Origin of the sequence: Ensifer sp. PDNC004 (genome assembly GCF_016919405.1) — a bacterium.
Lineage (GTDB): Bacteria > Pseudomonadota > Alphaproteobacteria > Rhizobiales > Rhizobiaceae > Ensifer.
The window spans coordinates 324509-337923 of sequence record NZ_CP070353.1 but is presented as its reverse complement, the minus strand read 5'-3'; the positions used below and the strand labels follow the sequence as shown (position 1 = coordinate 337923).

Here is a 13415-nt window from a genome sequence, read left to right as displayed (position 1 = left end):
CACGGACGGTTGCCGTGAAAGGGATGAGGCGGGCCGCACCCCCGGCCCGCCTGCCCGCGAACGGCAGGGCGTGATCGCCCCGCACGTCCCGCTTTGTCGCCTCAGGCGGCGCGCGCGTCGGTCGCGCGGCGACGATCGCCGATGCCGCCCGCAGCCGCTGCCGTTCCCGCCTCGCGCCGCTCGGCACGGCGGTTGAGCTGGAAGCGGTTGACGAGTTCCGTCAGCCGCTGCGCGCCCTCGGCCAGCCGGACGCTGACGTCGGCGGTGCGCTCCACCATGCCCGCATTCTTCTGCGTCATGACGTCGATGTTGTTGACCGCGGCATTGATTTCGCCGAGGCCTGCCGTCTGCTCGGTCGCAGCCGTCGCGATCGCCGCAATCCGCGTGTCGATCGCCGCGACGAAGTCCTCGATCTCCTTCAGAGCGTTGCCGGTATCGCCGACGAGGCGCACGCCTTCAGCGACCTCGGCAACCGAGTTGTGGATCAGCGCCTTGATCTCCTTGGCGGCCTTGGCCGAGCGCTGGGCAAGCTCGCGCACCTCCGAGGCGACGACCGCGAAGCCCTTGCCGGCATCGCCGGCGCGCGCCGCCTCGACCCCGGCATTGAGCGCCAAGAGGTTGGTCTGGAAAGCGATCTCGTCGATCACGCCGATGATCTGGCTGATCTCCTCGGACGCCGCCTTGATGCGCTGCATCGCCGTCACCGCATCGCGCACGACGCCGGAAGAGCTGTGCGCCGATTGCCGCGCATTCTGCACCAACTCGCGGGTCTGCTGGGTGTTTTCGGTCGAGGTGCGCACCGTCGCCGTCGCCTGTTCCAGCGCCGCCGAGGTCTGCTCCAGCGCTGCCGCCTGCTGGCGGGTGCGGTCGGAAAGATGCTCGGCCGCATCCTTCATCTCGTGGCTGTTGCTGTTGAGGTCGCGGGTCTGGCTGAGCACCGCCGACAGCGTCTCCTGGAACATGCCGATCGAGGTATTGAAGTCGCGCCGGAGCATTTCGAGCTCGCCGACGAAGGGCTCGTCCAGTGTCATGCGGATGTTGCACTCGGCAAGGCGGCCGAGCCCGGCGCCGATCTCCTGGACCGCAAGCACGCGATCGGAAACGTCGACGGCGAATTTCACCACCTTCGACACCCGGCCGGCATCGTCGAGGATCGGGTTGTAGGACGCCTGGATGAAGACCGTCTTGCCACCCTTGCCGATGCGCTTGAACTGGTCGGTGACGAAGCGCCCGGCCGCAAGATCGCGCCAGAATCCGGCATAGGCGGGCGAATGGACATCGTCCGGTTCGCAGAACATGGAATGGTGCCGGCCGACGATCTCGGGAAGCGCGTAGCCCATGGCCGAAAGGAAGTTTTCGTTGGCGGTGATGATCTCGCCCGAAGGCGTGAATTCGATGATCGCCTGGGCCCGCGACAGGGCGTCGATCTTGCCCTGGTCGTCGGTGCTCTTTGCCTTCGTCGCGGTGATGTCGGTCGCGAACTTCACCACCTTGTAGGGCTTGCGGCCGCGGAACACCGGATTGTAGGAGGCCTCGATCCAGATCTCCCGCCCGCCCTTGCCGATGCGCCGGTACTGCTGGCTGTCGTATTGGCCGCGGGCAAGGCGTGCCCAGAAATCGGCATAGGCAGCGGACGCCGCCTCCTCCGGCTGCACGAACATGCGGTGATGCCGGCCGACAATCTCGTGGAGATCGTAACCCATCGCGCGGCAGAAATTCTCGTTGGCGGTCAGGATCGTGCCGGAAAGATCGAATTCGATGATCGCCTGCGACCGGTTGATCGCATCGAGCATGGCTTTGGCATCGGACGAAAAAAGAAACGGCAGGCCAGTCATGAGGGCGGGACCTATAGCTAACAAATCGAAAAGGGATACATGCGAATTGTAGCTATTCGTATGATAAATTTCTTAAGCGATTCTTTTCGCGCCCCCTAGAATTGCCCTGCTTTTGCTCTCATGCGGCCTCGGCCCCGATCGTGCGCCGCGCTCGCAAATCGTGCAAAGCGAAATGGCCGGCAAGCAGCCAGAGCAAAACTTCGAGCGCAAAGGTCCAGTGCAAGAGGAAGTTCTGGTACCAGGGTTTGTAGACCGCCTGCACATGCACAAGGTTCACCCTGAGATCGGCGAAGGGAAAGAACCAGCGAATATCGGCCGCGATCGAGTCCATCACGCAGGAGCACGTTCAAAAGCCCGACCCTGACAAGGACGAGCTGCTTGCGCCGCCCGGTGGCGATGAGAAGAAGCGCGATTGCCGCCGCCAGCGCCAGCTAGAAGATCGGCGTGTGCAACCAGTAGTCGTGATGCGGCGTGCGGCGCTGGTCGATCAGGTAGAAATAGGCGAGATCGAAATCCGGCAGAACGGAACAGAGAAGTCCGACACCGAAGATGGCGCGGGCCTGCGACGGGTTGCGACGCGTAAAGGGGCGGCTCAGCAGATAGCCGGCCGGCAGATGGGCAATGAACAGGTGGGCTTCCTCCCGAAGCGCGGCGACAGCTGCGCCCAACAGGCGCAGCGTTGACGCGAACGCCGGAGGATTTGCAACCGAACATGTCGCTTTGATGGCTTCCGCCCACAGCCGTTACAGCCGGCAGACGTTACCAGTTGCCGGGATCGGCGGTGTGGTCGACGCTGGCGAATTCGTCCGCCTTGTCGCGCTCGAGCGTCAGCCTGGTGATGTTCTTCGCCTCGTCGGTGACGGCGTAGGAAAGCGGCGCCGGCTCGCGGGTCAGATACTGGTACATCAGAAGGGCCGCCTCCTCGGCGCTATCGGCCTCGAATTCCTTGGCGACGCTGACGAAGAACCCTTGCATGGCCTGCCCCTGCCCGTTTGACTGCGCTGAACACCTGGATTTGATGTCTCGATATGACATGGAGCGCGCGCGCCGGGCGTCAATGCGTCACCGGCCTGCTTGTCGACTTCCTATGGCGAGCCGGACGCTCGGCGTCCGTCAAAACGTTCCGGCGAAAGCGGCGGCAGCCAAAAGCACGCCGGTCAGGATATTCGCCAGGAACAGACGATAGCTGATCTCGGGGCGATCGAGGTCGAAACGCCAGGCCTGCCACGCGAGATGGGCCGCGATCACCACCATGCCGACGGCATAGAGGCTCGACATGCCGAGCATCCAGCCGCCGAGAGACCAGGCGGCGAGCGTCAGGCCGTAGAACAGGGCGATACAGGCCTTGCCGCGAGCCCCGAACAGGATCGCAGTGGACTTGAGACCGAGGCGCGTGTCGTCGCGCACATCGACATAGGCGTAGGCCGTGTCGTAGCCGATCTGCCACGCAACGGCACCGGCCCACATCAGCACGGCGCCCGCCGGAACATGTCCGGCAACCTGCGACCAGGCCATCAGCATGCCCCAGTTGAAGGCAGCGCCCAGGACCGCTTGCGGCCAGTGGGTGAACCGCTTGCAGAAGGGGTAGAGGAACACGAGCGGCACGACGCACACCGCAAGCACGCGGGTCGCGGGGCTCAGGAACACAAGCAGCGAGGCGGCGAGCGCAAGCTGGGCGATCAGGAAGAGAACGGCGCGGGACATGCCGATCTCGCCATTTGCAAGCGGACGGAACCGCGTCCGCTCGACATGCCCGTCGAAATTGCGGTCGGCCATGTCATTGATGGTGGAGCCGGCGCTGCGCATCAGAAGCGCGCCGAGCGTGAACACCAGAATATCGCGGATTTCGGAAAGGCCGTGCGCCGCCTGGAAAAGCGCCGCCCAGCACGGAAAGAGCGTCAGCCAGATACCGACCGGCCGGTCGAGCCGCGCAAGACGGGTATAGGGCCGCATCGCCCGCGGCAGCCGGCGATCCACCCAGTCACCCCGGTGAATGTCTGTCAGGTCGGGTCGGCTTGCTGCGGTCATGGGGCGGATCATCCAGTCAGTGTACGGCGCGCTCCGGCTACGACCGCAAACAGCGGCACTATAGGCGTGGGCGTGTTCAGATAAAGGAGGGATTCTGTCGCAGAGGAAACAGGCCTCCGGCGCGAGGTTCACGGCTCCACAGCACCGTGGGTGGGGGAACGGTCCCCATCCAAACGACCCGCTTCCCGCAGACAAAGAGAAGCAAACCCGGAGGGCGCGGCAACGTCCCTTCTCCCCGCATGCGGGGAGAAGGTGCCGGCAGGCGGATGAGGGGTAGTCCCCTCACCGCGGGATGAGGGGTAGTCCCCTCACCGCGGGATGAGGGACAGTCCCCTCGCCGCGAGATGATAGCCCCCTCACCGCGGAGTGCGAAGAAACCCTCACCCCAGCGACGAAGGACGAACCTTCAGCGCAGGCGCTTCCGCGCCCTGGCGAAACCTCATCCCCGCCTCAGCCCTTCGGCTGCGGCACGATGCGGATATAGGGCTTCGGGGCCTTCCAGCCCTCGGGATAGACCTTGCGGGCATCCTCGTCGCTGACCGAGCCGGCGATGATGACGTCTTCGCCCTGCTGCCAGTTCACCGGCGTCGCTACCTTGTGCTTGGCCGTCAGTTGCAGCGAGTCGATGACGCGCAGCACCTCGTCGAAGTTGCGGCCCGTCGTCATCGGATAGATGAGGATCAGCTTGATCTTCTTGTCCGGACCGACGACGAAGACGTTGCGCACCGTCTGGTTGTCAGCGGGCGTGCGCTTCGTCGGATCGCCGGAAACCGGCGCCGGCAGCATGCCGTAGAGCTTCGAGACGGTGTAGTCGACGTCGGCGATCATCGGGAAGTTCGGCGCGTGGCCCTGTGTTTCCTCGATGTCGGCTGCCCAGCCGGCATGGCGGTCGAGCGGATCGACCGAAAGGCCGATGATCTTGACGCCGCGCCGGTCGAATTCCGGCTTTATGCGCGCCATGTAGCCGAGCTCCGTGGTGCAGACGGGCGTAAAGTCCTTCGGGTGCGAAAACAGCACCGCCCAGGAGTCGCCGATCCAGTCGTGAAACCGGATCGTGCCGTCGGTCGTCTCGACCTCGAAGTCCGGTGCGAGGTCATTGATTGCAAGCGTCACGATACCCTCCAGTTGTGTATGCACCGCGCCCATCCGGAGCGGTGGCAGCGCTTAGATTTTTGGCAACGCGGCGCGTCCGCCGGGGCGTTGGCCGGTCCGCTGTAAGTCTCCGGTTTCTTCCATTTCCACGCTCCGCCCTGAAATGGCAGGAGGAAATATTTATTGGAATATCAAATTGTTACAGTAACCGTTGCAAGCCCGTTCGGATGCCCGTCGCAATTGGCGCGACGCCCAGTTTGCCACTTTTGCCGTTTAAGGCAACCGGAAAGACGGGCAATTGCAACGCCCCGCCCATGACACCGCTTGGTTGATCGTCGGCCGTCTATGCACGGGGGATCTACCGCAGCAGCGCCCCATAGGTCGCCAGATCGACATTGCCGCCGCTGAGGACGATGCCGACGCGCTTGCCGGCGCAGGCAAGCACCCCTTCGAGCACGGCGGCCGCCGCAAGGCAGCCGGTCGGCTCGACCACGATCTTCATGCGCTCGCCGAAGAAACGCATGGTTTCGACCAGCTGTGCGTCGCTCACCGTAACGATGTCGGCGACCGCGCGCTGGATGATCGGAAAGTTTTGGACGCCGATGCTGGGGGTCAGCGCGCCGTCGGCGATCGACTTCGGGATGGCGATTTCGACGATCCGGCCCTGGCGCAGCGACTGCTGGCCGTCGTTGCCGGCCTCGGGCTCGACGCCGACGATGGTCGCGCCGGGCGAGCGCTCCCGGGCGGCGAGTGCGGTGCCGCCAAGCAGCCCGCCGCCGCCAAGCGGCGTGACGATCAGGTCGAGTTCGCCCACTTCCTCGATCAGTTCGAGAACCGCCGTCCCCTGGCCCGAGATCACATCGGGATGGTCGAAGGGCGGGATCAGCACGGCGCCGCGCTCGGCCGCCAGCTTCGCGCTGATCGCCGAGCGGTCTTCCTTGTAACGGTCGTAGAAGACGACGTCGGCGCCATAGCCGCGCGTGGCCGCCACCTTCATGTCGGGCGCATCGGCGGGCATGACAATCGTCGCTGCCACACCCTGCAGGCGCGCGGTATAGGCGATCGCCTGGGCATGGTTGCCGGAGGAAAAGGCGACGACGCCCTGCCTCGATCCCTTTTCCCTGAGTGCAGCAATGGCGTTATAGGCGCCGCGGAACTTGAAGGCGCCGCCGCGCTGGAAGTTTTCCGCCTTGAAGAACAGCCGGGCGCCGGTGGCGGCGTCCGCCGTGCGCGAGGTCAGGACCGGCGTGCGGTGCGCGACGCCGGCGATGCGATTTCGGGCCAGTTGCACGTCGTCGAATGTCGGAATACGCACTGCCTCGTCCGCCGCTGAAACTGCCATCGAGTCTCTCCCCTGAGCCTGCTTTCCGAAGGCTAGTAAAGACCGCCATGCAAGGCAAGGACGTCAGCCGCGTCGCCCATTTTTGGACACCTGCCCATCGTGGGCCGGGACCGTGCGGTAGTGGTCGACGGCGAAGCTGAAGAGCACCTTGAGCACGAATAGGCCCGAGACCGCCGTCATCGCCGGCGTCAGACCGGGCAGAAGCGGCAGGCCGGTAAGGCCGACCGCAAGCAGCAATCCGCCGACGAAGGTCTGCGCGTGGCGCCCCGCCAGCCGGTTGACGAGCGCGGCCGCTGCGATCGTATAGGCCCAGACGATGGCCGCCGCCGCGATCCCGCTGCCAAGAAGCAGCGCGACGAGAACGATGTGGAAATGGATGGCGATGAAGACCCAGCGGTTGCGCGGCCGGGCGGCGTAGAAATCATTGGTCGACGGCGTGAAATTGGCGACGCAGCCGGCGGCGATGTCGAGCACGAGAACAAGCGCCAGCGCCGCCCGCCACCAGGCAAGATCGGCAAGCATCGACCCCGCCGACAGCGTAAAGACGGCGGCAACGCCGGCTCCGAACAGGAGTATGGCGGCGAGATAGGCGAGTGGTTGCTCTTCACCGAAAACGTCGTGCAGGTGGGGATGGATGCGAAGAGATTTCATGGAAATCGCCTGGGCCAACGCGGAATGGCCGCCACTATGAACGGACGTTGGCCGGGCGCAAGCGGCTAACCGTAACGTACCGCCGCGATGCCAACCCTCACGGGCTCGACATCGCCCGCTCCAGCCTATGATGGCTTCGCGTCCGCGTTCTCGTTGTCCCAGGACCGCAACACCTGTGCAACGGCCGCCACCCCCTTGCCGATCTCCACCGCCTCGAGGCTCGCATAGCCCATGACGATGCCGGCCCGGTCCGGCCGGTGGCCGGCCTCACCCGCCGCATAGAGCGGCGAAACCGGATAAAGGCCGACGCCAGCCGCCCGTGCCCGCGCGATCAGCGCGTCTTCCTGCGCCTTTTCCAGCTGCTCGAACCAGACGACCACATGCAGGCCGGCATCGGCGCCGGATATGCGCACCGCGTCGCCGAGTTCCGCCTTGAGCGCCGCCAACAGCGCCTCGCGCCGGCGGCCATTGTTGCGCCGGCTCCGGCGGATGTGGCGCTCATAGGCGCCGCCTGCAATCATCGCCGCCAGCGCATCCTGCTCGAGGCTTGGCGAATGGCGGTCGATCAGCTGTTTGGCGGCGGCAAAGGCCGGGACAAGCGCCGGCGGCACGACGAGATAGCCAAGCCGCAGCATCGGCGACAGGCTCTTGGAAATCGTGCCGAGATAAAGCACGTTTTCCGCCTGCGCCATGGTCTGAAGCGGCGGTATCGGCCGGATGTCGTAGCGATACTCGCCATCGTAATCGTCTTCGAGCACGTAGGCTCCGGTCCGCCTCGACCACGCCAGAAGCTCCTGCCGCCGCCGCGCCGACAGCACGCTGCCGAGCGGGAACTGATGCGAGGGCGTGACATAGGCGAGCCTTACATCCGCCGATTGTTCGAGGATATCGGTCCGCAGCCCCTCCGCGTCGACGGCGACGGGAACCACCTGCGCGCCGGCAGCCGCAAAGACCCGGCGCGCCATCACATAGCCCGGATCCTCCATCGCCACCCGGTCGCCGGCATCGACAAGCACGCGCACCGCAAGGTCCAGCCCCTGCTGCGAGCCGTTGACGACGATAATCTGATCCGGATCGCAAGTGAGCCCGCGCGCCCGCCAGAGATAGGCCTGCAGCTCTGTGCGCAGGGCAGACGAGCCGGCGGGATGATCATAGGCAAGTCGCGGCTTTCGCCGGCGGAGCGCGGCGTTGACCGCCTGCCGCCACGCCTCCTGCGGAAAATCCGCGGCCGACAGGTCGCCATAGCGAAAATCGGCAATCAGCCTCGAAGAAGCCGGCGGCATCCAGGTCGGCCCGTCGCAAAGGGCTGCCCCCAGTCGCGACAGGCGAACAACCGCCGCCCGATGCTCACGATACCCCTGGCTTGGGAGCCGCCCGGGGGTGCCCGCCGGGCCGGGCCCCTGCCGGGCCGCAAGCAAGGCAACCCGCGAACGCGCGCCCTGCCGGCTTTCCAGATACCCCTCGGACAGAAGCTGCTCGTAGGCGGCCGTCACCGTCGTGCGCGAAACGCCGAGCTCGGCGGCGAGCGTCCGCGTCGATGGCAAAAGCGCTCCGGCGCCATAGGTGCCGTCGAGGATCTGCGCCCTCAGCGCCTCATAGATCCGCCGGGTGATCCCGACCGTCGCTTCGTCCTTCACCGTCACAAACTGGCCCACGCATTTATACGGAAACTGGATGCTTTGGTCCGTCCAGTTTGCCTCTATCACGGGACGAGCACAAGGAGCGAGATCATGTACACACCGCCCGCCTTCAAGGAAGAAACGCTGAGCGTGTTGCACGACATCATCGAGGCCGCTTCGCTCTCGACCCTCGTCACCGCCACGGCCGATGGGCTGCTTGCGACCCCGCTGCCGCTGCTGCTTGTCCGCGACGAGGGGCCGAACGGCACGCTCTACGGCCACGTCGCCCGCGCCAATCCGCAGGGAACCACGCCGGCGATCGGCGCGGCCATGGCGACCTTCATGGGACCGGAGGCCTATGTCACCCCCTCCTGGTACGCGTCCAAGCGCGAACACGGCAAGGTCGTGCCCACCTGGAACTATGTCGCGGTGCACGCCTATGGCGCGGCTGAGTTCTTCACCGACGAGGACCGGCTGCTCGACATCGTCACGCGGCTGACCAACCGGCATGAGGCCGGACGCGCCGAGCGCTGGCAGGTCGGCGACGCGCCCGCCGCTTTCGTCAAGGCGCAGCTTCGCGGCATCATCGGCCTCAGGCTGCCGATCGAGCGTCTCGACGGCAAGCGCAAGCTGAGCCAGAACCGGAGTGCCGAGGACCGCGCCGGCGTCGCAGCCGGGCTTGCGGCCAGCGCCCGCCCCGAGGATCGCCTCGTCGCGGAGGAGATACCGGTCTGACGACGGACCGCCGGCGTCCGACCCGGCTGCCCAGGCACATGTGATTTTCCTTCAACTTTCCCGCGCAAGCCCTTACAACGACTCCCGCAAGGGGCCACGCAGCAGCAGACGAGGTATACCGCATGCCATCGCTCGACATCCTCCTCACCTTCTTCGTCACCACGGCAATCTTCGCCTATATTCCGGGCCCGGCCATGCTCTACGCCGCCGCGCAGACCGTGGCGCGTGGCCGCTCCGCCGGGCTGATGGCTTCGCTCGGCATCCATCTCGGCTGCTACGTGCACGTCATTGCCGCCGCTGCCGGCCTTTCGATCCTGTTTCATGCGGTGCCGACGCTCTATCTGGCGGTAAAGCTTGCAGGGGCCGCCTATCTCGTCTGGCTGGGCTTCACGCTGATGCGCACCAAGGCGACGGGCGACGGCCGCCTGCCCCTGACTGAAGCGAAATCGGCGCGCCGTGCCTTCTTCGAGAGCGTCACTGTCGAAGTGCTGAACCCGAAGACTGCGATCTTCTTCGTCGCCTTCCTGCCGCAGTTCACCGATGCGTCTGCCGCCTTCCCGATCTGGGTGCAATTCCTGCTGCTCGGCGCCCTCGCCAACCTGATGTTTTCCTCGGCCGATATCGTCTGCGTGTTCCTCGCCGGCGCCGTCGTCTCGCGGATGCGCCGCTCCGGCAGGGCGCAGCGCCTGATGCAGCGCGCCGGTGGCACGGTGCTGATCGGGCTTGGCGCCCACCTCGCCTGGCAGCGGACCTGATACCCGACAGGTAAACCGGCCGTGCGCTAACCGAATTGCATTGGCCGGCCGACGTTTGGCCGACTGGTCCTGCGCCGGGCGGCTCGCCATGCCCCGGTTGCACCGGCGCAACTTGCCGCTATCATGCCCTTGAGGGTGATCGAGGGACACGCGCATGGGAGAAGGCAGCCAGGGAATTCGCACCACCGGCGCGGATGTGCTTGTCGATACGCTGCTTGCAAACGGCGTCGACGTCTGCTTCGCCAATCCCGGCACCTCGGAAATGCACTTCGTCGCGGCGCTCGACCGCAAGCCGGAGCTGCGCTGCATCCTGGGCCTCAGCGAAGGCCTCGTCACTGGCGCTGCCGACGGCTATGCGCGCATGACCGGACGCCCAGCGGCGACCCTTCTGCACACCGGCCCTGGCCTTTCCAACGGCCTTGCCAACCTGCACAACGCTCGCCGCGCCAGGGCTGCTGTCGTCAACATCGTCGGCGACCACGCCTCCCATCACCTCCCGCTCGACGCGCCGCTGACGACCGATATCGAAAGCTTGGCCGCGCCGATGTCGAACTGGGTCCGGCGCGTGAAGGATCCGCCCGATGTCGGCCCCACCGTTGCCGCCGCCGTTCAGGCCGCACTGACGCCGCCGGGCGTCGCCACCATGATCCTGCCCGCTGACGCCGCCTGGGGAACGCTTGTCCTTGCCACTCCGCCACAAAAGGCGATCATCGAAGTCCCGCGCCCGGCCAGCACCGAAACCGTGCGCGAAGTGGCGCGTCTGATACGTTCGAATCCTCAAGGGGTTGCCATGGTCGTCAGCGGCGCTGCGGCGCAGGCCGATGGCCTTGCCGTCGCCGGGCGGATCGCGGCTGCGTGCGGCATCCAGCTTTTCAACGAGGTTCTGGTCGCCCACACCCAGCGCGGCCGCGGACGGGTCGCGCCCGCGCGCATCCCCTACCCGATCGACATGGCGCTCGCCACGCTCAAGGACATCCGCGTTCTCATCCTTGTCGGCGCGCCGGAGCCGGTCGCCTTCTTCGCCTATCCCGGCATGCCGGGCCGGCTGGTGCCGGAGGGCTGCACGGTCGCGACCCTTGCCCGCCACGGCGAAGACCTGAAGGCGACGCTGGAGGCGCTTGGCGACGAACTCGGCGTCAGCCCGACCGCCCCGCTGCCGGTGGCAGGCGCTCCCACCGACACCGGCGAGCCCTCGGGGACGCTGACCGAAGACGCGATCGCCGTCATCGTCGCCCACAAGGTACCGGAGGACGCAATCGTCTGCGACGAAGGGGTGACCTCGGCGCGGCGCTTCTTTGCCCTGTCCGCCTTCTCCGCACCGCACGACCTCATCATGCAGACTGGTGGCGCGATCGGCGACGGCATTCCGCTTGCAACCGGCGCGGCCATCGCCTGCCCCGATCGGAAAGTGATCTGCCTGCAGGCCGACGGCAGCGCCATGTACAACATTCAAGGCTTGTGGACCCAGGCGCGCGAAAATCTCGACATCGTCACCGTCATCTTCTCCAACCGCACCTATGCCATCCTGCATGCCGAGATGCGCAATGTCGGCGTCGGGGAGATCGGCACCAATGCGCGGCAGATGCTGAACCTCGACAACCCCGCGCTCGACTGGGTGTCGCTCGCCCGCGGCCTTGGCGTCGAAGCCGCCGTCGCCACCTCCTGCGAAGCCTTCGCCGCGCTCTTTTCCGCAGCCCTGTCGCGACGCGGACCGTTCCTGATCGAGGCGCGCCTGGCGTGAGTTTTCGCGCCCGTTTCGATGGCGATCGGCGCACGAGCTCGGCACGTCAGATTGCCCGGAAACGGACTGCCCCGCACCCGATAATCACAGGGTAAAATATTGATATAAATAGCATTTTTACAAAAATTCGGGCGCAAACTTGCGCCTGCGGACTTCTCGCTTATATTAGCGACGCCCTAGGTTCGCACTCATCTGCCCGAGTCGCATTTCAGTTTTGGGCCCCCTTCAACCGGCAGCGTTCTTTGCCGGTGGACCAACGAAGGAGACACTTCATGTCCTTTAAGAAAGACCTAACCAAGGCTCCAGGCGCATCTCTGTCCCGCGTCAAAATCGGAGCCGCTATCAAGCTTTCGCGTGAAACCGCCGGTTATTCGGTTGACGATCTGTCGGTCACCACAGGCCTGACGGAAATTGAAATATCCAAGATCGAGCTCGGCGCCGATACCGATCCCGCCAAGCTGCAGCGCATCGCCGCCGCATTGCAGGTCTCGCCGCAGACCTTCACCTGAAAAGCGGGGGCGGTGCGCGACAGACATGCGTACCGCCGCCTCACCTTATCTTTGGCCGCGTCGAACCGCCCCGGTTGCGTGACACGGCCAAAGGCCAGGCCAACTTTCCTCAATGAAGATGCCCCGATGTTCGACCTGTGGCCGCTGCTTCGCGCTGCCGGCATCGACAGCATTTCGGCGGCCATTCCGGGGACAATGACATAGAATAGAGGGAAAATTGAAGGCACGAAAAGCCCGCTGTTTCAGGGCTTTGACGAGGTTTTCGCGGATGCCCCAAACTGAATAATTCAATATCTTCATTGAGTTTTGAGGCGTATCGTCTATATATCAGCTCGTCGGATATTGCTTGTGACCTTTGACAGCGCGCTTTCGCGTGGCCAGATCTCCTCTCAAATATCGATCAATTCCAGAGAAATATTTCCTGGAAAACGCAGTGATTGAAAGGAAATCACCATGGCTTCAGGCACGGTAAAATGGTTCAACGGCACCAAGGGCTTCGGCTTCATTCAGCCGGATGACGGCAGCACCGATGTGTTCGTTCACATCTCCGCAGTCGAACGCGCCGGCATGCGCTCGCTCGCCGAAGGTCAGAAGGTTACCTTCGACGTCGTCAGCGACCGCAAGACGGGCAAGAGCTCGGCCGACAATCTGAGGTCGGCATAATTTGTCATTCGCCCTTCTCTGACCACGGATATACCGGCAGGAAGGCGCTTGAATGACAGGAAGAGGTCGGGACAACACCCCGACCTTTTTGCGTCTTTGGACCCCACGTTTCTCGATACGGGAGATAGGCATGTCGGCGCTCAAATTTGCGTCGGCCAACAACAGGAGAACAAGTTTTGCAGGTACTCGTCAGGGACAATAACGTCGATCAGGCATTGCGCGTGCTGAAGAAGAAGATGCAGCGCGAAGGCCTGTTCCGCGAATTCAAGGCGCGCACGAGCTACGAAAAGCCGTCGGAAAAGCGCGCTCGCGAAAAGGCGGAAGCCATTCGTCGCCAGCGCAAGCTGGCGCGCAAGAAGCTGCAGCGCGAAGGCCTGCTGCCCGCACCCAAGCGAGCAGCGCGCACACGCTAACGATCGGGGCCGGCAGACCCGGCCCCTGAAGG

15 protein-coding genes are annotated in these 13415 nt (G+C 64.9%); 6 read left to right on the top strand and 9 right to left on the bottom strand.

Going from position 1 to position 13415, the window contains the following annotated elements; translation table 11 throughout:
- Positions 1-101: 101 nt before the first annotated feature.
- From JVX98_RS09535 to JVX98_RS09500, 9 genes are all read right to left on the bottom strand, one after another.
- Entirely contained in the window at positions 102-1835 is a 1734-nt protein-coding gene (locus tag JVX98_RS09535) for a PAS domain-containing methyl-accepting chemotaxis protein (RefSeq protein WP_205238426.1), read from the bottom strand.
- A 118-nt stretch (positions 1836-1953) separates the two neighbouring features.
- On the bottom strand, positions 1954-2169 hold the full coding sequence (locus JVX98_RS32275; RefSeq protein WP_246764988.1) for a hypothetical protein: 216 nt from the start codon (positions 2167-2169) through the stop codon (positions 1954-1956).
- Positions 2170-2266: 97 nt separating this feature from the next.
- Positions 2267-2503 (bottom strand): hypothetical protein, encoded by a 237-nt coding sequence (locus JVX98_RS32270; protein ID WP_246764987.1) that lies wholly within the window; start codon positions 2501-2503, stop codon positions 2267-2269.
- A 91-nt stretch (positions 2504-2594) separates the two neighbouring features.
- Positions 2595-2810 (bottom strand): hypothetical protein, encoded by a 216-nt coding sequence (locus JVX98_RS09525; RefSeq protein ID WP_205238425.1) that lies wholly within the window; start codon positions 2808-2810, stop codon positions 2595-2597.
- Positions 2811-2948: 138 nt separating this feature from the next.
- The gene (gene ubiA / locus JVX98_RS09520) at positions 2949-3863 is read right to left on the bottom strand and encodes a 4-hydroxybenzoate octaprenyltransferase (protein WP_205238424.1); all 915 of its coding nucleotides are present in this window, start codon (positions 3861-3863) and stop codon (positions 2949-2951) included.
- Between the two features lie 450 nt (positions 3864-4313).
- On the bottom strand, positions 4314-4976 hold the full coding sequence (locus JVX98_RS09515; protein WP_205238423.1) for a peroxiredoxin: 663 nt from the start codon (positions 4974-4976) through the stop codon (positions 4314-4316).
- Between the two features lie 337 nt (positions 4977-5313).
- Complete coding sequence (locus tag JVX98_RS09510) at positions 5314-6297, bottom strand: threo-3-hydroxy-L-aspartate ammonia-lyase (RefSeq protein WP_205238422.1); 984 nt, start codon at positions 6295-6297, stop codon at positions 5314-5316.
- Positions 6298-6360: 63 nt separating this feature from the next.
- Positions 6361-6948 carry a hypothetical protein gene (locus tag JVX98_RS09505; RefSeq protein ID WP_205238421.1) on the bottom strand — a complete coding sequence of 196 codons (588 nt, stop codon included), beginning with the start codon at positions 6946-6948 and terminating at the stop codon, positions 6361-6363.
- A gap of 125 nt (positions 6949-7073) precedes the next feature.
- A complete protein-coding gene (locus JVX98_RS09500; protein ID WP_246764986.1) occupies positions 7074-8603 on the bottom strand; it encodes a PLP-dependent aminotransferase family protein in 1530 nt (509 codons plus the stop codon).
- Positions 8604-8678: 75 nt separating this feature from the next.
- Here JVX98_RS09500 and JVX98_RS09495 point away from each other — a divergent pair, with 75 nt between their 5' ends.
- The 6 genes from JVX98_RS09495 (at position 8679) to rpsU (ending at position 13383) form a co-directional block, all read left to right on the top strand.
- Positions 8679-9302 carry an FMN-binding negative transcriptional regulator gene (locus JVX98_RS09495; protein WP_205238420.1) on the top strand — a complete coding sequence of 208 codons (624 nt, stop codon included), beginning with the start codon at positions 8679-8681 and terminating at the stop codon, positions 9300-9302.
- 122 nt (positions 9303-9424) lie between these two features.
- Positions 9425-10057: a LysE family translocator gene (locus tag JVX98_RS09490; RefSeq protein WP_205238419.1), complete on the top strand. Its 633-nt coding sequence runs from the start codon at positions 9425-9427 to the stop codon at positions 10055-10057.
- Between the two features lie 154 nt (positions 10058-10211).
- Positions 10212-11798 carry an acetolactate synthase large subunit gene (locus JVX98_RS09485; RefSeq protein WP_205238418.1) on the top strand — a complete coding sequence of 529 codons (1587 nt, stop codon included), beginning with the start codon at positions 10212-10214 and terminating at the stop codon, positions 11796-11798.
- Positions 11799-12070: 272 nt separating this feature from the next.
- Positions 12071-12307, top strand: a complete 237-nt coding sequence (locus JVX98_RS09480) for a helix-turn-helix domain-containing protein (protein WP_043612659.1) — start codon at positions 12071-12073, stop codon at positions 12305-12307.
- 453 nt (positions 12308-12760) lie between these two features.
- A complete protein-coding gene (locus JVX98_RS09475; protein WP_043612661.1) occupies positions 12761-12970 on the top strand; it encodes a cold-shock protein in 210 nt (69 codons plus the stop codon).
- 176 nt (positions 12971-13146) lie between these two features.
- A complete protein-coding gene (gene rpsU / locus JVX98_RS09470) occupies positions 13147-13383 on the top strand; it encodes a 30S ribosomal protein S21 (RefSeq protein WP_043612663.1) in 237 nt (78 codons plus the stop codon).
- Positions 13384-13415 lie beyond the last annotated feature (32 nt).

What these genes read in the sequence shown, in the direction of transcription:
- JVX98_RS09535 (WP_205238426.1), bottom strand. Translation starts at nt 1,835, where the DNA reads ATGACTGGCCTGCCGTTTCTTTTTTCGTCCGATGCCAAAGCCATGCTC.
- JVX98_RS09525 (WP_205238425.1), bottom strand. Translation starts at nt 2,810, where the DNA reads ATGCAAGGGTTCTTCGTCAGCGTCGCCAAGGAATTCGAGGCCGATAGC.
- ubiA (WP_205238424.1), bottom strand. Translation starts at nt 3,863, where the DNA reads ATGACCGCAGCAAGCCGACCCGACCTGACAGACATTCACCGGGGTGAC.
- JVX98_RS09510 (WP_205238422.1), bottom strand. Translation starts at nt 6,297, where the DNA reads ATGGCAGTTTCAGCGGCGGACGAGGCAGTGCGTATTCCGACATTCGAC.
- JVX98_RS09505 (WP_205238421.1), bottom strand. Translation starts at nt 6,948, where the DNA reads ATGAAATCTCTTCGCATCCATCCCCACCTGCACGACGTTTTCGGTGAA.
- JVX98_RS09495 (WP_205238420.1), top strand. Translation starts at nt 8,679, where the DNA reads ATGTACACACCGCCCGCCTTCAAGGAAGAAACGCTGAGCGTGTTGCAC.
- JVX98_RS09490 (WP_205238419.1), top strand. Translation starts at nt 9,425, where the DNA reads ATGCCATCGCTCGACATCCTCCTCACCTTCTTCGTCACCACGGCAATC.
- JVX98_RS09485 (WP_205238418.1), top strand. Translation starts at nt 10,212, where the DNA reads ATGGGAGAAGGCAGCCAGGGAATTCGCACCACCGGCGCGGATGTGCTT.
- JVX98_RS09480 (WP_043612659.1), top strand. Translation starts at nt 12,071, where the DNA reads ATGTCCTTTAAGAAAGACCTAACCAAGGCTCCAGGCGCATCTCTGTCC.
- JVX98_RS09475 (WP_043612661.1), top strand. Translation starts at nt 12,761, where the DNA reads ATGGCTTCAGGCACGGTAAAATGGTTCAACGGCACCAAGGGCTTCGGC.